1 protein-coding gene (only partly in view) is annotated in these 26,247 nt (G+C 48.2%); it reads left to right on the top strand.

Annotated features, from left to right (window positions below):
- The coding region annotated (locus KO512_RS15720) for a DUF4347 domain-containing protein (protein WP_215953303.1) crosses the window boundary (this coding region is incomplete at its 3' end): on the top strand, positions 1-26,247 show 26,247 of its 36,713 nt. 10,466 nt of the annotated region lie to the left of the window's left edge.

Raw genomic sequence — 26,247 nt, 5'->3', positions numbered from 1 at the left:
AACCCACTTAACGGCTTCGAGCGATACGTCGGTTCAAGCGGCGGTTGCGGCGCAGTCTCCATTAGATGGTACTGAGCAAAACTACATTCATCAGATTGCTTTAGGCAGTCAGGTCAGCGGCGGTGAGTTTACGCTTAGCTTTGATCACCCCGATGGTTCGAGTGGATTGGTCAGCGTTGTTATCCCAGCCTTGGCCGATTATTCGGCGATGATGCAGCAGATTGAAGATAAACTGAATGGGGTTGCAGATCTGGCGGTCAATGTGACTCAGCCGGATCCAGCTTTGGCAGAAGATCAGCGTAACTTCACTTTTAATATTGAATTTATTACCCCGGCCTACACTGATGTGACGAATGTTAGTTTGGCTACAGGGAACCTAGAAAATGGGTCGACCATTGTCACTGTTTTGGATGGTTCTATCATTGTCGCCAACTACAAAAATATCCAAAACTTGGAAAGCGGTGAAGGCAATGATGTCTTTATCGATAATAGCGGTGGTGTGGTTGTCACGGATCTGGTGGATAGAAGTACAAATCCGACCGACCCCGCTTCGTTTGAGCTAGATTTTACTGCGAATAGCTTTAATGAAGGTGAATTAGTCACCCTGTCTTTTGCCAATTTTGAAACAACCTCGGGTGTAACACCCGATCCCGCGCGTTTGGCGGCGGTTTTTGCTATGGGTGCCGACAATGCGGCAACACTCAGTAATATAACAGCGGCACTGGATGAGCTGGCGGGTATCACTGTTGCGGTTAGTAGCGCGGTTGATGGTCAGTTTACGGTGCTGTTTTCAGCCTCGCCTGCCCCTGTGGTGAGTGACTTTAAGGTGGATTTGGCTAAAACCACTTTTACCTTTAATGACAAATTTGGTCAGGACAAGGTCTTCTCCAGCGGCACATCAGATGTGCTCGACTTTTCATCGATCACGGCAGAGATAACTCAATCGGCACTGCAAACAGACGCCGATGGTGACTATACCTCATACTCATACAGTGACGAATCCGGCACCCTCCATGAGGTTAAAGCTTACGGCACATTCGAAACGAAAGGGTTAGAGGGAATTGCGTCGGGAGAGGGGCTGTGGACAGCCTTCAAATCATCCCAAGGCTTTGGTGATATTGTTACGACGGCGGCAATAGCAGGGACCGGCGCGACGCTTGATGCAACAGTCGCAGCCGATGTAACGGCGATAGACGTACTTAAAACTGAAGCCATTGCTCGTTGGACAGAGGTATTGCCGGCAGCAGCATTGACTAACTTACAAAATATTACGGTTACCGTGGGCGACATTGGTGGGAATGTTGTCGGTAGAACGACCAGTGCGAATGGCTTGGATTACACCATCACGCTTGATGATAATGCCGCCGGTGCGACTTGGTATTTAGATGCAACGGCGAGCGATGACACCGATGATGGTGTTTATGATGGCATCGACCTACTGACGGTATTAATGCACGAGATGGGGCATGTGCTAGGGATGAGTCACCCTGATTTCGCCACCACCGATCTGATGATGGAAGAGATTGATAAGGGCCAGCGTTTGTTGCCAACATCGGATCACTTTAAGAGTTTGTCGGATCAAACCAAGTTAAGTATTGGCTTGGGCGAGCTGGCCACTTGGTCGTCGCATATCGGCACTAAAATTGATAACTATCTGGATGATTCAACGGCTATTCCGTTTACCGATTTATCGTTGTCTGACCTATTGGGAGACAAAGTCACCAATTTAGATGGCACGATTCAAACCAAAGTGCAGTCCTTTGTCGACACCATTGATGCTTATCTCGACCTAAATAGTTCGGCCACGACCAAAGACCTCCTAGAGCATTTACAAACCACCGGTTCGACTGATGGCTTTGACATCAATGTCGCCTCATCCTCGAATTTAAAAGAGTATAGCGTTGCGCTGACGCTCGAAAGCTTTAGTGAATTGGTCAATCTGGATCTGAATGAACTGATTTCATTTGGTGACTTTGATTTTGATCTGCCGATTGATATTACTCAGTCTCAGCCTCTGGTGATCAGTGGCGGTATTGACTTTATGTTTAACTTTGGCGTTGACGATGACGGCGCCTTCTATGTTCGAGACCCTGGGTTAGATGCGCACTTCAATTTTGGCGAAGAATATATTGATATTGTCGGCATGACGGCGGGTTCTGCTGACACGATACCGGCGACGGTGACTATTGCCGGTGATCATATCGGCGCGATAAAAAGTACCAGTGCCGGCCAGTTTATGGTCGGTGATAGCTTTTACCTACAGGGGTCAGGCTATACCGATGAGCTCTACACGGTTGCAGCGATAGAATTAAGTTCCGATGGTAACTCGACGATCATTACGCTGGCAGAGGAAATTTCAGCCTCAGACCTGTCTGATGAGATTGCTGGGAATCTGATAAAAGCCTTCGATTTTGGTGTTAATTTAGGGCCGGTTGGTTTTGAAGTGAATGACGCAGCGCTATCCTTAGGTGCATCGATTGGTATGGGCTTCGATGGTGTGCTGAATTATCAGGACATGCTCAACGATAGCACTGCATCGCTAATGGGATTGCCGAGCTTAGAAGGTGATGCTCACTTTGAGGTGTTATTGCCGGTATCACTCTCGGGTGCGCTGGATGGCTTTAGTAATGAAGTCGGCTTTATCACCGCTAGCAGCAGTGGTTTGCCTGAAGATGCCTCCATGGGGCAGTTCCTCGCCAGTATTCCAAGCTCGGTTCAGTTTGATAATTTAGAAGAGGTCTTCTCATTAGGTGGATTGTCACTCGATATGATTATCGGTGGCATCGATGAACTTCTTAAAGATGTTGTCGGCACCGATCGCGAAGTATTGGGTCAGCAGACCGGTAATATCGTTAATTTCTATGAAGAGCGCTGGGGGGCGGGGGTTACTCTGGCGACGGACAGCTATGAAGTTGCTCCGGTCGGTGGTCCACAGGCCAGTCGTTATGAAATTCTTGAAGATGGTAAAGGCATTACCCTGCTTGAATGGATAGAAACAGCCAGTGGCGATAGTTTCTGGGGTGTTGAGCTATTCGAAAGCGATGTGCGTGTTGTTCAAACCTACGCTCATACTGCATGGGAATTAATGGGTAGCTATGATGCTGACGATGTCTTGGTTGAGTCGATTACCGAAAATGAGGTAACAGGCGCTACCTTTATCGATACAACGAGTAACCTCTTTACGACGGGCGAAACTCTGTCGCGCTTCAACATTAAGGATGGCGTGCTCTATGACAAAATCGCCCTCATTGATGCCAGTCTCGCCGATATCTTAGGTGATGGCGGTGTCAGTTTTGCGGCGGGTCTGAGTAATGCCGTCAGCACTGTGCGTGATGCGGCGCGAAATGTTCAGCAGTTGGAAGATATGCTCAACGAAGAGCTGCGTATTTTATTGGCGCCTCTGGGTATTGCCGCAGATGCCGACATGGTTGATATGAGTTATCTCAATTCAGCGTTTGATTTCGATCTAAACCTGGACCTGATTGCGGAAAAAGAGTTCGACCTCGCACTCGATATTGATGATCTTGGTTTAGACACATGGTTAGGCCTGTCGGCTGGTGCTTTAGATGCCATCAACGTGGAAGCGAATGCGAAAATAGATCTAAGGGCTGAAGCTGGCTTAGATCTCGGCTTTGGCTTTGATTTAAGCGATGTACGTACACCGATTTTTTACATCGATGAAATGACAGGTATCCATGCTTCATTGCATGGCGGGGTTGATGATCTCGATATTGAGCTAGGCTTTGACGCAGGCGTGTTGGGCACCATCGGTCTGTTGGGCAAACAGGGTAGCGCTAATATCGATTTAGGTTTTTACGCCAATATGGGCAATCCTGGCGCTGACGCGAATGGTAACGGCTATCTAGATTTAACCGAAGTGACAGACGGTTTCCAAGCCTCGGCTTTTGGTTCTGCTGACCTGAACCTACCGATGTTCTTCCCGATTGAAGCACTGCCTCTGGGCGGAACAGATAAAGACCTTGATGCTGATGGCGTTGCGGATAACGTCCTATTTGCCAAAGCGGCATTTAGTATCGATCAAAGCCAGAACTTTGTGAGTACCTTCGATTATAACCTGCCGAAATTCGATATGAATTTCGATGTCATCGTACTGTTATTGGATCTATTGAATGATCCGAAAACGGTTCGGGAAGGTCTGGAGGGTGCGTTCTCAGCGATCAACGAAGTGGCTAACGGTATCGATAATATCGAACTGCCGCTGGTGGGTGGTGAACCGTTTGATGATCTGGCGAATAGCCTGCGTAGCATTGAAACCAGTGTGCTGGGTGAAAAAGATGCCAGCGGTTATATCAACGGGTTAGGCAAAAAATTACAAGATCTTGAAGCGGTCGGCGGCAAAGTTTTTGAAACGTTGCTCAATGAGGTCCGCCAAGGGCTTTATGACGGGCTGAAAACCATCAATAGCCCACTGTTCTCCTTTGTGGTGCCATTGTTAGATGCTTCCGGCGCCGTTCAATATGATGAAAACGGCAAGATTAAAACACGCCTACCCACCAGTGCAGATGATATTGAGTTAACCTTCTCAGCCAATGGCTTATTAAGCTTCGATATCAAGTTTGGCGGTGTGTTGGTTGATGGTGAACTGCCGGTTGATTTCACTGTGGGTATGCCCGGTTTAGGCTTAGATATTGATGCCGCTTTAATTGCTGAAATTGATTACCTGATGGGCTTGGGGATTGGCTTAGGTAATATGGCGGCGGTAGGTAGTGGACCTGATTTTGGCCTGTTCCTCGATACATCGGGTATTAACGCGAAGGGTGAAGAGATTGCGCTCGATGTCGATGCACGTCTTAAAAATGGTTCCACTGCACAGGGGACATTGGGCTTCCTAAAGGTTGATGTGACTGACCAAACCGCGGGTGAAGTGCTGCAATATGATGCGGCGGGCAATGTCATCAATGACAAAGGTGCAGGCATTAGCGGCCACTTCGGTTTTGATATTAAAGATATTGGTGGAAAAACCGGAACCGTCGCTGCTGATGGGCGTTTGGAGTTAGGCGAAAAAGTTGAATTGGTTATCAACGCCAATGCCTATGCTGAGGCGAAGCTGTTTACTAAGGTATCAACGTCGGCTGCCGATGTGTTGCCATCTATCGATACCACCATCGTTTACTACCAAGATTTAGCCAGCGGCTCACTATCTACGACGAGTGGTGCGAGTATTTCGTTTGGCGATCCGAATATCACTCTACAAAATGTACGCTTAGACGCAGGCTCGGTGTTTGAAAGCTTCCTCGGCGATACTTTCGAGACCATTGCCGATATTATTTTGCCTCTTAAACCGGTTATCGATCTGCTCAATACCGAGATCGATATGGGTGTAGCTAAGCTTAAAATTCTCGATATTGCCTACCTTCGTTTGCCAGCCACAACCGTTGATACCGCGAAGAAAGTGATCGCTGCGCTGGCCGCTACCATCGACTTCTTAGAGAAAGCACAAACATTAAAATCGGCCGGTTATATCGATTTTGGTGATTTCAATTTAACCGGTGGCTATGCGACGGATACATCCGCGGCGGTAACATCACAAAATACCGCCGGAGCAAAGTCGGAAGCTGACCGTAATGCACAGCTTGGTTCGCATGCGTCAACCATTGCCGGTCCGTCACAAGAGGGTGTAGAGGGTGGCACATCCAGTGCCAACCAGTCGTCAACTAATAATCGGGCCACCTTTGGTAACCCTGCAGGACAGAAGAACTTCAGAATTCCGATTCTGGAAGATCCTGCCAGTTTGCTGCAATTTATTACCGGTCGTGGCGAAGTCGATCTGTTCTGGTACGACTTACCTGATTTGGATCTATTTTTTGAATATCAGAAAACCTTTCCCGTTTATCCTGGTTTCAATGTCGGCTTTTTCGGTGAAATTGGTGCCAGCACTAACTTTGATTTTGGCTTTGATACCCGTGGATTCCGTGAATGGATGGAAACCGATTTTGATGTAGCTGAAACCTGGCGCTTATTTAATGGTTTCTATTTAGATGATCACGGCATTGAGAATACCGTTGAGGATCAAGCTGAAGTAACACTGCGCGCTGCGGTCGGTGTTATCGCTAGTTTGGGGCTTGGTGGCCTAGTTGAGGCGGGCGTTAAAGGTGGCATTGAAGCGATTATTGGTTTTGATCTTAACGATATGGAAACCAACTTCCTCGACGACTTGCCGGTCGGTGATGGCAAGCTTTATGGCTCCGAACTGATTGAACGTATCACCCATGGACCAGAATGTCTGTTTGATATGACGGGTTCACTCAACCTATTTTTAGAAGCTTTCTTATGGGTCGGGATTGATGCCGGTATCAGTAAGATAACCCTGTTCGAAGCACGTAACCGTTTTGTGAATCAAGTGTTGGCAACATTCGAGCTGGAGTGTATTCATCACGCGCCGGACCATATCGCTTCTTGGGAGAACGATGACCAAAGCACGGGTAACCTGATCTTAAGTTATGACAAAGGTGCGGATGCTGATGCTCACAATTATACGGTTGATGTTATTACGCCGGATATCGATTTAACCCTACAGAAGCTGTCAGAAGAGGGATATCTCGATACCGAGTATTACACCAAAGCGGAAGAAACCGCGCTGCGTGATCGTATACGGACCTTGAAAAGTGACAACCCGGGTGAAGATATTATTGTTGTAAGTACCGGGCTTGTGGCGGAGGTTTATCTTGCTAAAAATGTCAGCACATTAACGATTGCAGGCACCTCCGGTAACGACCGGTATAGCTTAAAACGCTTAAATGGTCGGGTCGATCATATTGATGTGGAGCTCGGCGGTGGTAGCGACTTCATTGAGATGATTGCCGATACTGAGAATACGGAGATCTTGGCCGGTTTGTATATCAGTGGTGGTGCGAATAGCGGTACTGCATTGGTAGCAGGGATTGAAGATGATGTTATCTCTGTCGATGCGGGTTATTTTGGCTCCGGTAATGCTAATGATACTTATGAAATCGTCACCGGTGACGGTAATGATCAGGTGGTGGTGACCGGTGAAAATTTTGCTTACGACGGCTTAACGGTTCGGGGTAACGCCGGTGATGACATCATCTTTACCGGTGAAGGTCACGACCGCGTCTTTGGTGGTGACGGTTTCGATACCATCGCCACGTATGGTGGTAATGATTATGTTGAAGGTGGCGATGAAAATATAAGCACTGATATAGCGACCTTTACCGATCCGGATGGCAATCTACGGTTAACGCCAATCTATCAATTGGATGGTACGCCTTACGCCCATTATAACGATCAAGGGATGCCAACCGACGGTGCGGGCGGGGCTGTTTTAACGGTGACTAAAGAAAACTCACAGTTTAGAACTCAGTTTGGTGATTACATTGACGGTGGCTTAGGCGATAACACGATCAGAGGTGGTGCCGGTAATGATGAGATATCGGTGGGTGGTGTTGATGATGACGGTAATCCTATTCTGGGTGGGGTGAATGATATTCAGGGTAATGCTGGAGACGATATCATTAATGCTGGCACCGGCTCCGTCAATGTTGATGCCGGTGATGGTGATGATACCGTGGTCTGGAATTATGCACCGTTAGCGGCCGGCGCCAATCTAGTTATGCTGGGCGGCTTGGGTACCGATAGCTTTGATATCACGGTGAATGACGATGCCAGTCATGTCGATTTACGCAAGCTCAATGCAGCGTTTTTCTTAGCCGATGGAGTGACCAAAGATACCCGGGCTAAATTAACCATCGATTATGCGTCTGATTATATTGTTATGGATGATATCGAGTCATTAAAACTCGATACTCAGAAAGAAAGTGATGACATCACCATTGGCGATTTGATGGATACTGGCTTGCTCAGTGTCGACATCACTCTAGGTCAGGATAAAGCGCGAGAATGGCAGCCAGACCGTGATGTTGACGGTAACTATCAGGTTTATCCTGCGGATTACTCCGCCTTCCTTGCGCAAACCGCTCAGTTAGATGAAAACGGTGAGGTGGTTAAAGATTCTAATGGCAATGTTATTTATGTGCCGGTAGAACCCCAGAGCTACATCACCAATGTGCGTCAGGGCGAATACTTCTATCGTTTCGATTTACAAGAGGGAGGCCAGTATCTGACCACCTCCAATGGTGCCCCGGTACTCGAATCGATTGTCAATGTTGCCGATTATTTAGCCTCGTCACCTGAAAATAACCAGCAAGAACTATGGTTGGCTGACGGACTGGATAACGTGACGCTGTTTTACGGTTACGATGACACCAAAGCCGACGACGGCCGTACAGCGGGCAATTCAGCAACGATTACTGCCGGTATGAGTGCCGCAGAGGTGCAGGCTGCGCTTGAGTCTATAACCGCTATTGGTGTGGGTAACGTGACTGTTACGCCTGCCGCAGCGGCAACCGAGAGCACTCATGGTACGCAAGCGAATCCATGGGTGATTACCTTTGATGGTGCGACCACTGATTTGAACAGTAACTATCTGGTTCTGGCGCATCAGTATTTAGTGCAGAAACATAGCGGCCCAATGACTGAGCGTGACGATACACGTGCGCAGCAGTATCTGTATCATCTGGATGTGGTGGGTGCTGACTATTTGTCGAATGCTGATCATACCCCTGATGTCACCACCATCACCGATACCATGAGTGAAGTCCCACGCAACGGTGCGCAACTGTTGGCCTTTGATGTGCTGGATTACAACGAAGACGCGCCTGTCGAGGTGAATGGTATTGTTTGGTACAACAACGAAGGAGTTGCTGTATCGTCATTAATGACAACAGACGAAGTGCAGACTGCACTCGAAAGCCTGACCGATATTCCTGCCAACAGTGTGGGCGTGAGTGGACAGGGAACGACGAATAATCCTTGGTTGATTCGCTTCTCTGATAACCCGTCTGGGTCGGCGGCGGATGAAGCCAGCAAAGGTGTGGATGGTAACTTCCATACCCTCGAATTTGTTGTCGGTGGTAATGTCTTAGACGCTGGAATCATCACTAAAACAACGGTATTGGGTGATGATATTAATCTTCCGACTAATATCGAGCAGTCATTTACGCTTCCTGCGAGTAGCAAAATAACGGCTGTCAGCTACGGTGGCGGCACGGTGACCGTCGATGCTGATAATACGCAAGCGTCCATAGAACAGGCATTGTTAGCGCATTTCGGTATTGATGATGTGGTCGTGACTGAGGGTGAAATAGCCGGCAGTTGGGTTGTCCAAATACTGGATGCTATTACCGATGCTGATGGTAACTATAGTCTCTTGAGTTTTGAGTTAGTGGACAGTGTCTCTGGCGTCAGCACACAAACGGCGATATCTTCGACGCTGACTGACCATGTGGTTTTCCCCGCTAATGATCGTCAGGCGCTCACTATTCCCGCCAATGCTTTTGCCGCTGAATTCGCCTATAACGGTCAGACGGTAGCGATCTCCTTAGATCTGCAAGCCTCAGAAACGGTGACATTAGCACAAGCCACGGCTAACGCCATCGAAGCGGCACTGCTAAACCATCCCGATATTAGTGCGGTTAAAGCGGCCTCGGGTTCTGAGCCCGGTCAGTGGGTTGTGCAATTATTGGATGCAGCCACGGATGCGCAGGGTGGCTTCTTTGGTTTGAGTCTAACCGTATCAGAGCATATCGCTGATGCATTGTTAGTTCCGGCTAGCACGACAATACTGGTAAACCCTAGTTATGTTGACGGTGTTAGCGATCCCGCAGAGGCGGTGTTCAGCTTCACTAATGGCGAACAGAAGCTCCATTTCAGTACCGACACGGCCATGGTTTGGTACGGTACAGAGAAAGTGTTATTGAACAGCAGCATGAGCGAGGCGGATATTCTCGCTGCATTTGATAGCATCGATGCGTTAAGAGCATCGACGGTGACGGTTGTTCAAGCGGTCGATGGTTTGGGTGACCCTGACTGGACGATGACGTTCTCGCCTCTGGATGCGAGTGATATCACTTATGACGTGATGAAGTTAGCTGAAATTACCTCTGTTGCGGTTGTTGATCAAGCCAGTATTGAGTCACAGGTGTTGGAAAATGCTGGGCGGGTTCAGAACCTCACGTTGGCTGGCGGCCCTGTTTCGCTTTGGTATGGTGATAAAGCGATTGATATCAGTGTGTTGAGCGCTGCAGCGATAGAATCGACGTTAGAGAAATTTGATTCAATTGATGACGTGCATGTCACAGGAACAGGCTCTGTTTCCGATCCTTGGCAGGTTACTTTCTTGCAAGCAGAACAGTCGGATGATGGTTCATATCTGCAGTTACGTTCCGACCAATACACATTGAACAGTTCGGTCATTCAGGCTTCAACTGCGTTCTCACGAGATTTGAGCAACGGCGTTGCTGCGACACAAACGTTGTATCTGGAAGACTGGCAGGATCATGCTTATTTCTCCTACAACGGCGAATCGGTGGTCTTACAGCGTGATATGAGCGCGCTTGAAGTGGAGTTGTATCTTGAAACGCTTGATACCATTACCGATGTTTGGGTCGGTGGTACGGGTATTGAAAATGACCCATGGACCGTTGCCATTATTGATGCAGACCAGAATAGCGGTGCTAACTATGTATTCGAACGCTTTATTAATATCCAGAATATGGAAGTTAAAGCGGATGTAAATACGGCTGATAACAAACAGCAGCAATACATCGATAAGGCCGACGTTGTTGCCGGAACCTATCTGTATTACGGTGATTTTAGTGTTGAGCTGGAGGCTGCCGATCTAACGGCGGCGGGTTTGCAAACGGCCTTGATTAGCGGTGGCATCAATGTCGCTGTGTATGATGAAACCAGCGTTTTCAGAATAGAGTTTGTTAATACCGCGAGTCAGGCCATTATGGTCAACCCTGCAGGGGGCGGTTCGATTGATAAGTTAACGGTAGCGCAGGACATTAATGTCCAAATGACGCTGCCTTTGGGTGTTTCCAGCACAACCTTTACTCATCCAGACTATGCTTCAATTACGGTTGATTTGACCGCGCTGAACGCCGCTAAAGCCGCAGGAGATAGCGTTGCAATGACCGCGGCCGCGAATGCGGTTGTTACAGATCTCGAAGCTCAGTTTGGTGCTTGGAATGCTGTTGATCAACTAGGTGTGGCGACGCAGATCATTGTTGCTGGTGATGGTTTAAGCCGAAATACGATGTTTACTATTGAGTTAAACGGCTTCTCATCTCAGACACCGATCACTCAAAGCTATGATTTCAGTGGTCCAGGTGTACAGGCACTGATTGATAACACCTCATCCAGCTACAAAGTTATCGAGCGGGTGGACACTGCAGGTAACTGGAACATTGAACTCGATGGTGCAGGTGATTACGCTGTGCTGCCGCTGAATTCACTGACAGGCACGGCTGAGGGGTATTTATCATCGTTCCAGACCATTGAGCAAAATGTGCCACGTATGGTTGAGAAACCGACTTGGTCGATCCCTGATGGTGGTGGTGAAGCCGAACTGGACGGTGGTACTGATTGGTTTGAAGATCCTACCTACAATACCGATAACGCTAACGATAGCGTGTTAATTGAAGGTGGTGATGATGCCAGTATCCGAGATTACTTTACGGTCGGTCACGAACTGCAAGACACCGGTCTTGTTGATGCGAGTCTCGATCCTATCCTGCAGAAAAATACCGATACTGTGCAGGTTGTTCACCGTCGGGTTGATTTAGCCGAAGCGGATAACCTCAGCGAACGTCAAGTGACGATCACTATTCGGGGTATCGATCGTAAAGCAGATGAAGCGGACACCACCGATAAATTCGATACCATTAATATCAATGCCTTGGGCGGTGATGATTTCATTATTGCCGGCTTTAGTCCAAATGAAGAGCCCATTTTAGGCAACACCATTAATTCTGATGCGGTCATACTCTCCCGTGCTGTGGATAACCTTGGTCTCAGTGGTGGCGACGGTGATGATCGTTTGATCGGTAGTCAATATAACGATCTTATCAATGGCGGTGAGGGCAATGATGTTATTACGGGTGGCCGTGGTACCGACACCTTTGAAGATGTCGATCTTGATGATAATGACATTGATACCCTGTTAGAACAGCGTGATTTGAACTTCAGCTTGTCGGATGATTCATTCAAGGTAACAGGCCAGCAGCAATCATTGCTTGATCCGACAGAAGACGTTGCGGTGTATGAAGATGAAACCAGCGTTGGCGTGTTTGAGCAGTTTGAAATATACGGCGGCGCGAGCAGCAATAACTACGGCGTTTTAGATTTTACCAAAGGCGCCTATTTCGACGGTGGCTTTGGTTCAGATAGCTATGTGACGACCCTGAGTGGGGTTGTCGATGATCAGTCAAACGTTCATATCATGGACAGTGGCACGGGGGCCACTGAGAGCGATACGTTAGAAATTCGCGGTGCCGATGATGCGGATGATCTGTTCCACCTAGATGTCGATACTCAGTATCAACTGTTAGAGAGAGCGAGAGATTCGATAACCCATGGGTTGAGCGATTTTGTGCTTAGCTATGACAATATAAGCATCAATGTCCTTACCTCTGATACGGCCAGCAGCCTACAAACTAAATTGGCGAGTGCGGGTATCACGGCTCGCGTAGCTGAGGTGGGCGGCGATGCGCTGATGATCGAGCTGATAACCGCACCACAAACGTCAGAAGAAAAATTCATGCGTTTTGAGGTGTCGGATGCCGCGGCGGCTTCGGTCTCTGTTATTCGCTCATTTGTCGAGCGTTTGGCCGAAGATGGCACGGGTGATGCGTTGCTAGCGGGTAAGCCCGATATCGATGCTATGTTCGAGCGCAAAGATAATGAGATTCAGGTTTACAGCATATTACCGGGTCAAACCGGCAGCTATACCTTGAGTTACGATGGTGTCACAACCGACTTATTAAGTAGCACCGATGATGCAGCAACTATTAAAGCGGCGTTGTTGGCGCTCGTCGACCCAGCGACCGGTGAGAATGTCATCAGAGAGCTGAACATAAAAGGCACGGGGACTAGCCGCGATCCTTGGTATGTCAGCATTAACGATGCGACGCAAGATATCCAAGGCAATTTCTATTTGTTGCAGTCGAGCAATGCCGCGCTGATCAACAAACCGGTTGATATTGCGGATGCGATTGCCAGTACGACACCCTCAATCTCAATGGCAGATCCAGAGTTCTATCAACGGGTTTATTACACTGATGGTCTAGGTACTGTGTTGGTGCATGGTGGCGGCGGTAACGATACCTTCGTTGTCGATGGCACGATGGCTTCTCTGAATGTTTCTGGTGATGAAGGTGATGATAACTTCTTAATCGGACGGGTTATCGACACGCATTTTGTTGATGATGGCCATGGCGAGTTAATCGAGGTGGTCAAAGGTCTGAATGGTATTACCGCCGGTGTTAATGACAATAGCTTCTTCTATGGCGGTATCGGCGACGACTATTTTGAGGTTAACCATAATATTGGTCAGCTGTCCTTATACGGTGAAGCGGATGACGATACCTTCTTCCTGAAATCCCATTTACAAAGTGGGGTATCGGCTTCAAGTGTGGCAAGTGACACCGGCGGTGGCGGTATTGTTGCTGGCGCAGGCGATGAGAATAATCTCACTGCCGAAGATGAAAAAGACACCATGATTAACTACGTGCAGAATAATCGTGTGTCTATTTATGGTGGTTCTGGTTTCGATACGTTGATTCTATCGGGCACCCGTCAGGGTGATGAGTTTAATATTTTCACTGACGAAAACGATAAGCAGTACATCTATGGTGCAGGCCTTAAAATTGAAGGTGTTAGCGGCATTGAGCGACTAGCTTTGCTCACCGGGGCCGGTGAGGATGTTATTAACCTCTATGGCTTGAATGCCGATATAACCCTGTTGTTGAGTCTGGGGTCGGGTGATGACCACATCAATTACGGTGGTGCGGGTGACACCTTTGAAGTCATTTATCCTGAATCCAATGCAACTTACACGGTTGAGCAGGATGTGTTGCAGGACGTGCTTGATGCGCAAAGTGTGACTAATAATGAGATTGTCTTTTCGAAGCGGGAAAACAGTTTTGATGCTGCTGCGTGGGAAGCATTCTTCCAAAAATGGGTGAAGGCAGATGCCAACCCTGTTATTGATGAGGCCCATTGGCGGTTATTTGAGGCTAACTTAACCGTTGCTTTAAAGCTCTTCGCTCAGGGTGTTGAACGGGCTCGTACCAACCCGGTGAATGGCGTCAGCTTGTCTAGCCTCGAAAGGAAAAACTTCGGTTCTTGGACATTCACCGTTCGCCAGGACAATACCGCAGCCGTTGATGCTTATGTGCAAAATACCAATTTACTCGAAGAGGCGTTGAACTTTACGGGTCAAGAGTGGGGACAAAGTTTCTCTGATGGCGATTGGGAAAATTACTTCGCCAGTTACGCGCCAATCGAAGATGTCAAAGTTAGCGAATTAGGGCATGCGATCGCGCCAGCGTTGCCGGATGAAATTGATTTTGACCTGTTCAATAGTCTCGCTGATACGGGATCGATCAATGCCGGTAATAACACGCTGGATGATGTTTTCTTCGGCACCTATTTAAACTGGGTAATAGGCCAAACAGTCACCGGCAGTATTATTCAAAGTGATGGAGTTCGTTTAGGCTCATCTAATAACGACACAGAGATTGATAACTGGGGCTATGATCCCGATCTGTATTTGACGGATCTCTATACGCGTAATGTGCCGGTTTATCATCAGGCGAGTTACTGGTTCTTTGGCACGCATCACTATACCTATACCACGGCTTGGGAGGGGGTGACGGGTGTCGGCGAAGAGAAGTACGCTTCAAACGATCGTATCGGTGTCGCAGGGACAACCCCTGGCAAAGATATGTTCTGGGATATGATTTCGCTGTTTTATGATGTTGAGGCGAAGAAGGAAAGCGATACGACTATTAATGTCGTGCAAGATTATAGCGCCGATGAAGTGACCGGTACCGCCGCGTATAAATTCGATAATTTACCTGAGCGTAGCGTACTTAAGATATTGCCTGAAAACTACGATATGTCGCGTATTGCTGGCTTGGTTCGAGTTGTGGGTGGTGCTGGTACTGATACGGTGACCGTTAACGCGCGAGATAACGCGGGTTTGGATATAACCCTAGAGAAACAAGCATTAGAAACGGTTGATTTTGATTTTAACCTCACTAAATTAGCAGAACTGACCGATGGTACCGGCTTTACGCCGGATGATTTGAAGAGTGCTTTAATCCGCGCTCATAACGACACCCAAGTCGGTGTTCTGGATGACCTACTCAATGGTGATGTTGCCGAAGCCAGCGTCACCTTGTCGAAAGACTTGTTGGTTGAGGAGTTTACCGCACTCGAGTACCTCAACCCATTGCAGGCGGCCGTCACGGCATTAGCTAACACCAATCCCGTTGTCTCGGATACGACCTTTATTGATCGTTTAGATGGGTTTGTGAAGCGCGGTCTGCAGTTAATGGGTGAAAACCTGATTAGCACCTATGATTTCTCTCTCGATGTATTGGATGCTTTGCTGATTGACCCGATGCTGGATGAAATATCTTCTTCTAGTCTGAAGAGCGATGTTGTGGCTCGCCTTGAAGGCTTGAGAAGCTATCTTGATCTGTCCGGTGTCCGTGCGCAATTGAAAGATGGCAGTTTGCCGGGTGGTCGAGTTTATGACATCGCCTCTGACTCTGCGCTTAGAGTCTATAAGCAGACTCAACTGGATACCTCAATACGATCAACGAGTTATGAATATTCTCAGAATATTTGGGATAACGAAACCTGGGATGCAGCTTATGACTGGAATGCCTCGTTGGGCGAATATGTTCGCCGTTTAGATCCTAACGCCGATGATGTACAAGCGCTGACGCGCAACGATAATGGCTATGGGGATGGCCCACAGGCCGATAGTACCGCGGGTAAAACCAACTATAGCGTCGACCGTGAGATCGATACCCGTGAAATTTTAGCGATCAATTACACCGTGGGTGATACCTCAGGAACCTTTGGTGTGAATTGGGTCAGTGGTACGGTGGGTAATACCGATGCAACCCGGGGTAAAGATATTCTGCTTAATAATCAGTATGCAGAGATCGTGGATAATCTGGACCACTCTTATTACAGCTATTCCTACTACGGGGTTGGTGCTCAGCACGAAGAAATTCTGGAAGCAGTTGCGCTACGTCGTTTTAATCAGGATAGCGGTGCCAATGATGTGGCGCAGAGCAATGACTTAGACGACGGTGTGTATCTCACCGCGGATAATTGGAAGGATTACGCTATTGCTGTTGGCCAGAGTGCCTTGGGCGATCTTGACTTCAACGATGCCAACGTTACGCGCTTAATCGAAACCCTCGATGGCGGGCAGGCCCTGCGTACCGATGTCGAAGCACCGTTACTTGATGGTTTAATCATTACCCGTGATATCAATGGCACTGCCGTGGATCACGAGATAAATATCAATGCTGTGCAAGACGACTATGGCTTCTATTTGGCCGAGTCGGTAGAAATAATCATGACGATCAACGAAACGCTGGTGGTCACCGATGAGTTTGTTACCGGTAAAGGCGCCGTTGAGAATGTTGTCGCTTTCGATACGCTGCAAGGCTTAGGGGAGTATGCCGTCCGCATGGTCGGTGTAGAAGACATCGTACTTAACCTGAATGCCGATGATGCCAATGACAACAGTCAGGTTGTTGTTGATAAGGTCTCGGTTGAAAGCCTGCATCACGCAACGGACATTACAGTGAATACCGGTGCTGGTGGCGACAAGCTCTTTGTTTCAGCCGCGGGTGCGGAGAATATTCAATTGAACTCGGGTGAGGGTAATGACTTCATCACCCTGTCTGATACCGGCACATACGCTGAAGTCAATGCGGGAGCCGACAACGATACAATTCGGGTTAATTACAACGCTAATGATTTGCAAACCAATTTGAATGGCATTGCTGGTGAACTCGTTTTACGCGGCGAAGCGGGCTCCGATTGGTATTACATTGGCCTAGCCGGTGAAGGTGAGTCAGTTATCAGTATTGATGACGATGCGGCTGATACCGGTTTTGACCGAGTGGCGATTCAGGGTACTGACCAAGCGGATAACTTTTTATTCCGCCCAGATACTATTTTTGCCCTAGAAGTGGATGCCGATGGCAACCCATTGGTCGGCGCGCCTATTCAGCGTGTTAATTACAACATCGATAGCAATGACGAAATCAATGTTTATGGCCGCGATGGTCATGACAGCTTCACCTTTGATGATACGACCGCGAAGATGTCCGTTTACGGTGATGCCGGAGACGATACCTTCCAAGTAGGTCAAGTATTTAACGCAGCTAGAAATAATGTTGAATCTGGTCTGGCGCCGGAAGATTATTTTGATACAACCTTGGTAACGCAGGGCTATATCAGCAATGGTATTAGCTACGATGCTTCGCTCAATGGTGGTATTGGCGAGGATAATTTCATTGTCTATCGCAACGTCGCTTCTGTTGATTTGAATGGTGATGAAGATAACGATACTTTCTTAGTTCGCAGTTTCGTACTGGTTGATCCCGATGATGAAAATGCGCCGGTTGCCAATATTAATGGTGGCCAGGGCGCTGACTTCATCAACTACGCGATGAATGCACCGGTTAATATACGTGGCGGCGATGGTTTAGATACCGTGACTATTCTGGGGACTGAGTTTGGTGACGATTATGTCATTACCGAACAGGGCGTTTTTGGAGCGGGTCGCTTTATTGGTTTTGAGGGCATTGAGCGGTTAATTATTAATGGCATGGAAGGTAATGATAACTTCTATGTTTATAGCACCAGTGAAAACCTCGATCTGAACCTGATCGGTGGCTTAGGCAGCGACACCTTTAATACCGCAGGCGGTAATGACGGTGAGTCGATTACCGTCGTGGCGGATGATCTACAAGGCCATAGTGGCTTGTTGGAACACACCTTAACCACGGGCGATACTCGCTTTCAGGCATTGACCCAAACCATCTCTGTCGATGTGATGGACGATGATGAAGCCGGCGTTATTGTTCGTCCCGTCGGTTCATCAATACGCACATACGAGAAAACCGCCGGCGTTGTTTTAGCCGATCGCAATAAAACCAATAACACCTATGAAGTGGTTTTGACCCGAGCACCGCAGGATGTTGTACGGGTGACTGCCAGTGCCGTTTTGGCGACAGAGCTGGAATTAAAACAGGGTGGTAAAGGCGTTGCGTTAAATGGTAGCGAAGACACCACCACGCTATTGTTCGATCGTACCAATTGGTTTATTCCACAGTTGGTGACGGTCACCGCGCCCGATGATGATCTGGCTGAAGGTGTCCGTAATATCGTGATCCGCCATTCGGTGACAGAGGGTGATACTGATCAGGATGGCGATGAGTATGATCGTCTTCTGGTGGGGCAGATTACAGCAGAAGTGGTGGATGATGATTTAACATCCCATAAAGTGATTGATGATAACCCCGATGTTGCCGTGACCTTAATGAGCAATAATCGTTATGAGGTCACGTTATCGCAAGCGCCGACGGCGGATGTTGTGATAGAGATCGAGACGCCAGACTCAATGGCGACGGATAAAACAACCTTAACCTTTACAGCAGCAGACTGGGGCGCGCAGGTTGTCACCTACAGTGATGCGAGTGGCGGTGCACCGGATGGTTTGATTTCTCACTTAGTGATTACCGATGATGCCTTCTTTAGTGGGCAGGTCATGGGCAGCATCGATGTACGTTCGGTCTCGCCAACCATCTTAATCGCTAAGAGCAGCAGTGAGCCGTTGGTTGCTGAAGCGGTAGCCGCTTTGCGCAGTGACAGCTATGAGGTGATGTTAAGCCATCAACCGTCTGACAATGTGACGATTACCGTTGCGAGTGATGGTCAGTTAGCCACCGATGTGACTGAGTTGACATTTACGCCAGGTAATTGGAGTGAGGCGCAAACGGTTACCTTTACGGCGATCGACGATACAGATGTTGAAGGCATTCATTACGGTCGTTTAAGCCATACCGTTAGCAGTGCTGATCCGTACTATGACGGTTTGACGATGGCTGTGGTCGATGTGACGATCGCAGATGATGAATCGCCCTCGCTGCTGATCATTCAAGAGAATGGTCGTGCGCAGGTGACAGAAACCGATGCTGCGGGTGTCCTCGGTGAAGGCATGGTGTTGGTTGATAGTACGGGGCTTTCGGTTCAGGCGAGTTTTGGTTTAGCGGAAGTGGACGAGTTGCAAGGCAATGATAGCGTAAAATCAGCGCAGGATTTAAGTGCCGCCCGTTGGACAACCGCTACCGATCCAACGATTGCCCATTCTAAAGCTGCACCGCACATCACCGTCAATGGTCGGGGCGATGGCTCGAAGGATTACTTTGAATTCACCGTTACGCAAACGATGATTGATGATGCAGGCTCTGCTGGCATTGATTTCTGGGCCGATGTGGATTCCGATTATGCTGCAGGTGATAGTGTTTACTGGCAGAGTAAAACGAACCTGTTGACATTAGATCAGGGTAAAACGTCGGTGCTGCCGGTTACTTATTACAACGACAGTTACATTAATTACAACATCACTGAAGCGGGCACCTATTTTGTCGAGGTTGAAGGCAATACCAACAACATCAACCCCGCATGGGAAGGAGTACCTGAAGGTACCGATTATAAACTGCACCTCAGCCTGCCACAGCAGGTGACGACAGCGTTCGACTTTACTCAGTCACCGCTGCTCGAAGCTGAGAATGAAACAGCCTTCTATAACGGCACTGGCGGTCAGCTTATCAGTGATATTGATGGCGTGAGTGGTACGGGCAGTGACAATAAGGGCTGGTATACCGATCCTAATATTCTGGTTGGTAATACTGATGTCGGCGGTGTCATTAATGACACTATGTCGCATATTACTATTGAAGGTGGCGGCTCTTATAAAGCGGATAGTTACCTCTTCGAAGTCACGGATGATATGTTGTTCAGCCCCGCGGGCTCGGTTCATGCGGACGACTCCAACTTAGGCAGTAAAAGCGGTTGGTACACCTCTGCGGGTATAAACTTCCCAGCGTCGGTTAAAGTGGGAGACCAGTGGCATGTGACTGTTTCTGGTGTGACTTATGATGTTGAGGCGATGGGCACCAGTGGTGCTGACCTGGCTGCCTCATTGTTAACTCAACTGAACGGCTTGGATAGCTTCTTTACCGCAGCTATTGGGAGTTCTGCAGACGATGTAGTGATAACGAATATCGAAAACGGCTTTAAGCTGTCTATTACCCATGAGACGGCTTATGCCGCTGATCAAACCTCGATCTCTTTGCAAGAAACCAATGTCGTGCTAAAAGCGCCATCATTTGGTGTGGAAAATGGACAGGATTGGATAGTCACCATTGATGGTCAGGATTACACCTTTGATAAATCGTCCGGTGCTAACAACCTCAATACCGTAGGTGCTGGTTTAGTTGGCGCGGTTAAGGATGTGCTAGGTACTGATTATCGTATTAAATACGACGATGCTAGCAAAACCCTCACCGTGACGGACGATGCGAGCAAAGCGGTCAGCGTTCGCGTGGTTGATGATCGCTCTGTTGATGCGGGTTCAACCCAGTTAATTGAGCGTAAGTTCACCATCGACACCGGTGTTGCCAACAATCGTACTTGGTCTGTTACTGTCGATGGAGAAACGGCTGAGTACACGAGTAGCTATACCGGTGCCGCTAATGCGCCAACATTGGCTGCAATCACTGACAATATTCAAGCACAACTGGATAGTAAGTTAGATGGTAACTACAGCATTACCTATACCAGTGGTAATACATCCTTTGTCGTGAAACGCTCGGATGGTAACGGCATGACGACATCCGATGCACGTTTCTCTACTTCAAATGAAGTACATCAGCAAAAACTGGTGCTGGATAGCACCCTTACTGCTGAAAACTGGCGCGTATTGTCGGGTGTTAGCGCGGTGGCCAGTAATGCTTCAGCTACCGATGTGGACATTGTTGGTGTGGATCTCGCTGCACAGCTGACCGCAGGTGATTATGTTGCTCATTATGAAGCCTCGAGCAATACACTGGTGATAACCCGTGATAATGGTGCCAGCCCAGATTTGACGTTGAGCGCGATGGTGACTGAAGATACTGAAGCGTCTCAAAGCACCGTTAATGTGACGGTTTATTCTCAGGCTTTAACCATTGATTCTGGTTACAGCCATAGCAGTAGTGATGTTTGGACAGTAACGGTTAAGGATAGTAACGGTGATGATGTCTCATACAGCGGCGCTTCATTGTCGACCATTTATGGCACTGCTGGAGCAGCTGGTGGATTAGCGGGTGTAGCGACAGCACTGACCAATGGCTTAGCTGGGATTACGGTAACCGTCGATACGGGTGCCTTAGTATTTGTTGCCGATGATGAGAGCCGCGTCTCTGCGAACTTGAGTATTGAAAATATCGAAGCTCTACAGGGCCCACAGGTCGACGATAGAGATCGTTGGGATACCTATGCGTTAGATCTTACTGATGATGCTCTACCCGCGGTGGGTGATGCTTGGTCGATTACGGTTAATGGCATCACTTATACGTATCTCGTGAGCCAAAGTGATATTGATGCGCCTGAGTCGATTAATGACAAGGTTGCTACCGGTTTGATGGACCTGCTTCATGCTGCAGGCCTGAGTAGCACTGTAACAACCATCGGCAATCGGGTGTTGATTGATACGGTCGATGATGCCCTTGTTTCAAATGGACGTAAGACTCAGGTTCAGGGCTTGTTCGATATCGATTACGGTTCTTCTTTTAGTAACAGTTCGACTAACGTCTATCAAAGTGAGTCATTTTCATCTTCAGGTAATATTTTTACGACTCTCACAGAGACCAAGCGTGTAGTAGAAACACGGGTAACCTCTACGCAATCCTATTTGCCGTACATGAAAGTGTTTGATATGACGTCTGGCGCTGTTAATGGCACAGAGATGACCTTTGATAAAGACTTTAGCTGGCTGGCGGACAACGGCAGCAGCAGTCAGGGAGACCCTATGTTGGAGTTCCTGTTTGCTAATAAAGGCACTTATCGAGTTGAAGTGGGTTATTCGGTTACCTATACCAGTGATGTGAATGTGCGCACGGAAATTACCACGCTGGAGCGATCGTTATTTAATACCACTATCAATACATCGGTAATCACTAACGGTAATAGTTATTCAAATACCTACCTAGAAGGTATGACAGAGAACTATAAGCTGAATATTTCGCTCGAGGGTCATGCCACCGATAGTAACTATGTGAAGATGGATGGCATGTTATTGACGGTGACATCGGGCGATAACGCAGGTCAGACAGCCATTATCGAAAGCTATGACGCGCTAACCGATACCTATAATCTCAAGTCCAATCTGGTGTTGAGCGCAGGTGATCGTTTCGAAGTGAGTTATCTGATGAGCGGTGTGGATGGCTACGTTAATGAAAGCTGGCAAGATGATTCTTATCAAGTGGTCTTGTCGGGTGCACCTATGGTGCTTGATCCAGTCACGGGCTTGCTGGTGCCGGATTTAGTTACCGTTGATTTTGCCGGCATTGAAACACGGACTTATCATAGTAATTACGCCTTCGAAGACGGTAAAACGGCCGAGCATAATCAGGTTCAGGTAGGCACAGACACATCGAGTATTACCTTTGTAGGTGGTACGGCCGGTGCCGGCCAAGTAGCTTGGGATGATATTCAAACGATTACCTTGTCAGCGGCCGATGACGACATTATTGATGGCGGTGATGCCCAAGTATTTGCTCCGTTAGGCGAGCGTCTTAATAGCATTCGCGGGCCGATCTCTATCGATGGTGGCTTGGCGGATAGCGCCGCTTTAACCCTAAATAACCCATTGCTATTACCGGAAGAAAATAACTGGTACAAAATTGAAGGCACGCTCACATCAATTGATAATGTTGGCGGCCAGATTGTGGTTACTGACAGTGCTGCTGAATATTGGGATAAAGACGAATCTCAACACAAACCCGGCTTCAATTTAGATCTTGAGAACGGCCTGTTTGAATTGATTGTGGTTGATAATGCGACGGGCGAAACGGTCACTATGGAGATTGAATCTCAAAGTGGTCAAACATTCACCTTAGTGGGGGATTGGCCAAATGGCATTGCGCCAACGGCCCGTGACTATTACATCAATCCAGTTAACATGAACACTCGGGTGACAGAAGAGACTCAAGTCGATGTGCTGAATCTGTACAACAGTGCGAGCCCTGCTGCTGAAAGTGGCACCTTAACGGCGGATAGTATTACCGGCTTTGGCATGGGGGATACTCTCAAGCTGGGTGATGAAGAGATTGCAGGGGGTATTCGTTATGCCAATCTTGAAACACTGTCGATTGAATTGGGTAATGGCGCCGATGATCTAACGATTAAGTCTACTCATGCAGGCAGTACGACAATCGATAGCCGTGGCGGAGATGATCTCATTGTCGTTGAGACAGTGGCTGGCGCTTTGACCCTGAAAACAGGCGATGACGATGACATTGTTACCGTGGGTAGCGAACAACAATTAGCCGATGAGATCGCAGCATTGCTGGTGGTTGATGGTGGCGCGGGTAATAACCAGTTGATCGTTAATGATTCTGGTGATGCTGATAGCAATGAATTGTTCGTCACTTATGACAGCATAACGGGCTTAGATATGCCGTCGCTGTCTGAGGTGCAATCGCTCTATATACGGGCAGTCTCTGGTCATTACGTTCTGGATATTGATGGTGTCGCGATAGCTATTCCTGATCTTGAAGAAGCAACGCTATTAACGGCGTTGAAGACTCACTTTAGTGCCGGCCTAGGTTTAGCGGTTGAGCGTCAAGCGGTTGTTAACGGTTACAGCTTTAGCATCACCTTTGGTGGTGAAATGGCAGGTCAGTCTATTCCTCAGTTGGAAATTACCGATATCACGGGTTTAAATGCTGCAGCCGATGCCACCGTTGAGGTTAAAACGAGTACCGTTAGACAGGGGGCATTAACAGCACAAACTGGCCAGATTCAGACGCTTACACCGGCATTAACGGGCACTTATCAGTTGGAAGTGTTGGGGCAGTTAACGGCTTCTATAGCCGCAACGGCAACACAAGCGGAGATCATTGAAGCGCTACGGCCAATATTGAACCCGAATAACAAGCCCGCGTCTTTTGTCAATGACGACCTTTCTGATCAACAGGATTACTTGCCGTACACGGATAATATTTCAGTCATACGGGTGGGTAATGAATGGTTGATTCAGTTCCAAGGCGCATACGCCGATGTTGAAATTACCAATGTGATTGGTGATGCGACCTTTGAAACTCGTATGGAGGGTATTAACTATTACAACATTGGTCAGCTGGATATCAATTTAGGCAGTGGCAGCGATATCGTTAATGTTCAATCGACACACCAAGACACGGCAACCAATATCAATACCTTTGCGGGTGAAGACTCGATCTACGTTACTAGCGATGCTAACGCGGATTTGACCAATCAGCCTGATGCCCACGGTAGCTTGGATGGCATTAATGGCTTGTTGAATATTGATGCGGGTAGCGGTGAGAACGCGCTGTATATCAGTGACTTTGATGATGTCGATGTTGATAACGCGACCTTAAGTAGTGATCGCCTCAGCGGTATGGCTAGCGGGGATATTACCTATACTGCAACCAATGGCGACTTTAATAACGATTTAGTTATCTGGGCCGGTCAAGGTGCCGATCAAATCTTGGTTACCAGTGTGTACGTTGAAGGCGTTAGCGTGACTACCTTATATGGTAATGAGGGGGATGACAGCATTACGGTCACGGCTAGCGATGACCTAGCGAATCCCGCGCATATGGCGTTGGCGCCGTTAGGAGACAGTGAAGCCCGTCGCTTGGATATCTTCGGAAACAGTGGTGACGATAACGTCTATGCGGGTGCCGCTACACTGGCCATCCGTGTGTCTGGTAATGAAGATAATGACTTAATCTTCGGTAGCCAAGGCGATGACATACTTTACGGTCATGAAGGCGATGATCGTATTTACGCGAATGCGGGTGATGACATCGTTTACGGTCATAGTGGGCGCGATACCTTAGAGGGTAATGAGGGTAACGACAGAATAATAGGCGGTTCTGAAGACGATATTATCAGAGGTAATGCGGGTGATGACTTCATCTTAGGTGAAACCGGTAACGACATTATCTTTGGTGAAGGTGGCTCGGCACAAAACGCTGCAGGCAATGATTTGCTCGCCAGTGAGTTGGATGATCTTTCATTGATTACCAGCGATGATCTCAGCGCTGATGGCAGCGATACGATCGATGGTGGTGAAGGCGACGATCGCATCATGGCCGGTTTAGGTGGCGACGTTGTCACTGATATGAGCGGCGATAATATTGTGCTGGGTGACTTAGGCGCAATCGGCTATATCGATGTTAGCGCCATTAGTGCCGGTGTTGTTACCTTGGTTCGCTCAAGTAGCGCTCAGGGTGGTGATGACGATATCCGCGTGGGAAGTCTCTCAGGTAATAATATTGTGATGGGCGGTCAAGGCGCAGACTTTGTCGAGACGAGTGTTGGCCATGACCGTATTATCGGCGATAACGGTGAAATCGTTATCGGAAACGACGGCGTGATCCAGACGATTCAGACTACCGGCATTATCAATGGTGGTGATGATGTCATTATCACAACAGGCGGTAACAATACTGTTCTGGCCGGTCAGGGTAATGACCGAGTCACAGCGGCTGGCGGTGATGATGATATCTTCGGCGATAATGGCCTGATTGAATATGTTGATGGGGTGGCGGTACGTTTGCTGTCGACGGATGTTGATGAGACAACCACCGGCCAGGATGCTATTGATGCAGGCGAGGGTAAAAACCGCGTAATTGCTGGTTTGAATGCCGATACGGTCACTTCGGGTGGTGATGTGGATGTGATCTTGGGCGATGCTGGAGAGCTGGTTTATAGCAACAACACTTTGACTCGAGTGAGTAGCACGGAAACAAGCTTAGGCGGATCTGACCTGATTAATGTTGGCGAAGGTGATAATACGGTCATTGCCGGACAGGGGGCTGATACTGTTATAAGTGGAACCGGTAATGATCGAGTTGTAGGCGATAACGGTGAAATCGTTATCGGAAACGATGGCGTGATCCAGACGATTCAGACTACCGGCATTATCAATGGTGGTGATGATGTCATTAGCACAACAGGCGGTAACAATACTGTTCTGGCCGGTCAGGGTAATGACCGAGTCACGGTGGCTGGTGGTGATGATGATATCTT

It is taken from the genome of Amphritea atlantica, from assembly GCF_018860855.1.
In the GTDB taxonomy this organism is placed as follows: Bacteria; Pseudomonadota; Gammaproteobacteria; order Pseudomonadales; family Balneatricaceae; genus Amphritea; species Amphritea atlantica_A.
Note: the sequence above shows the minus strand (reverse complement) of the source record. Positions and strands in the feature narration are given on the sequence as shown.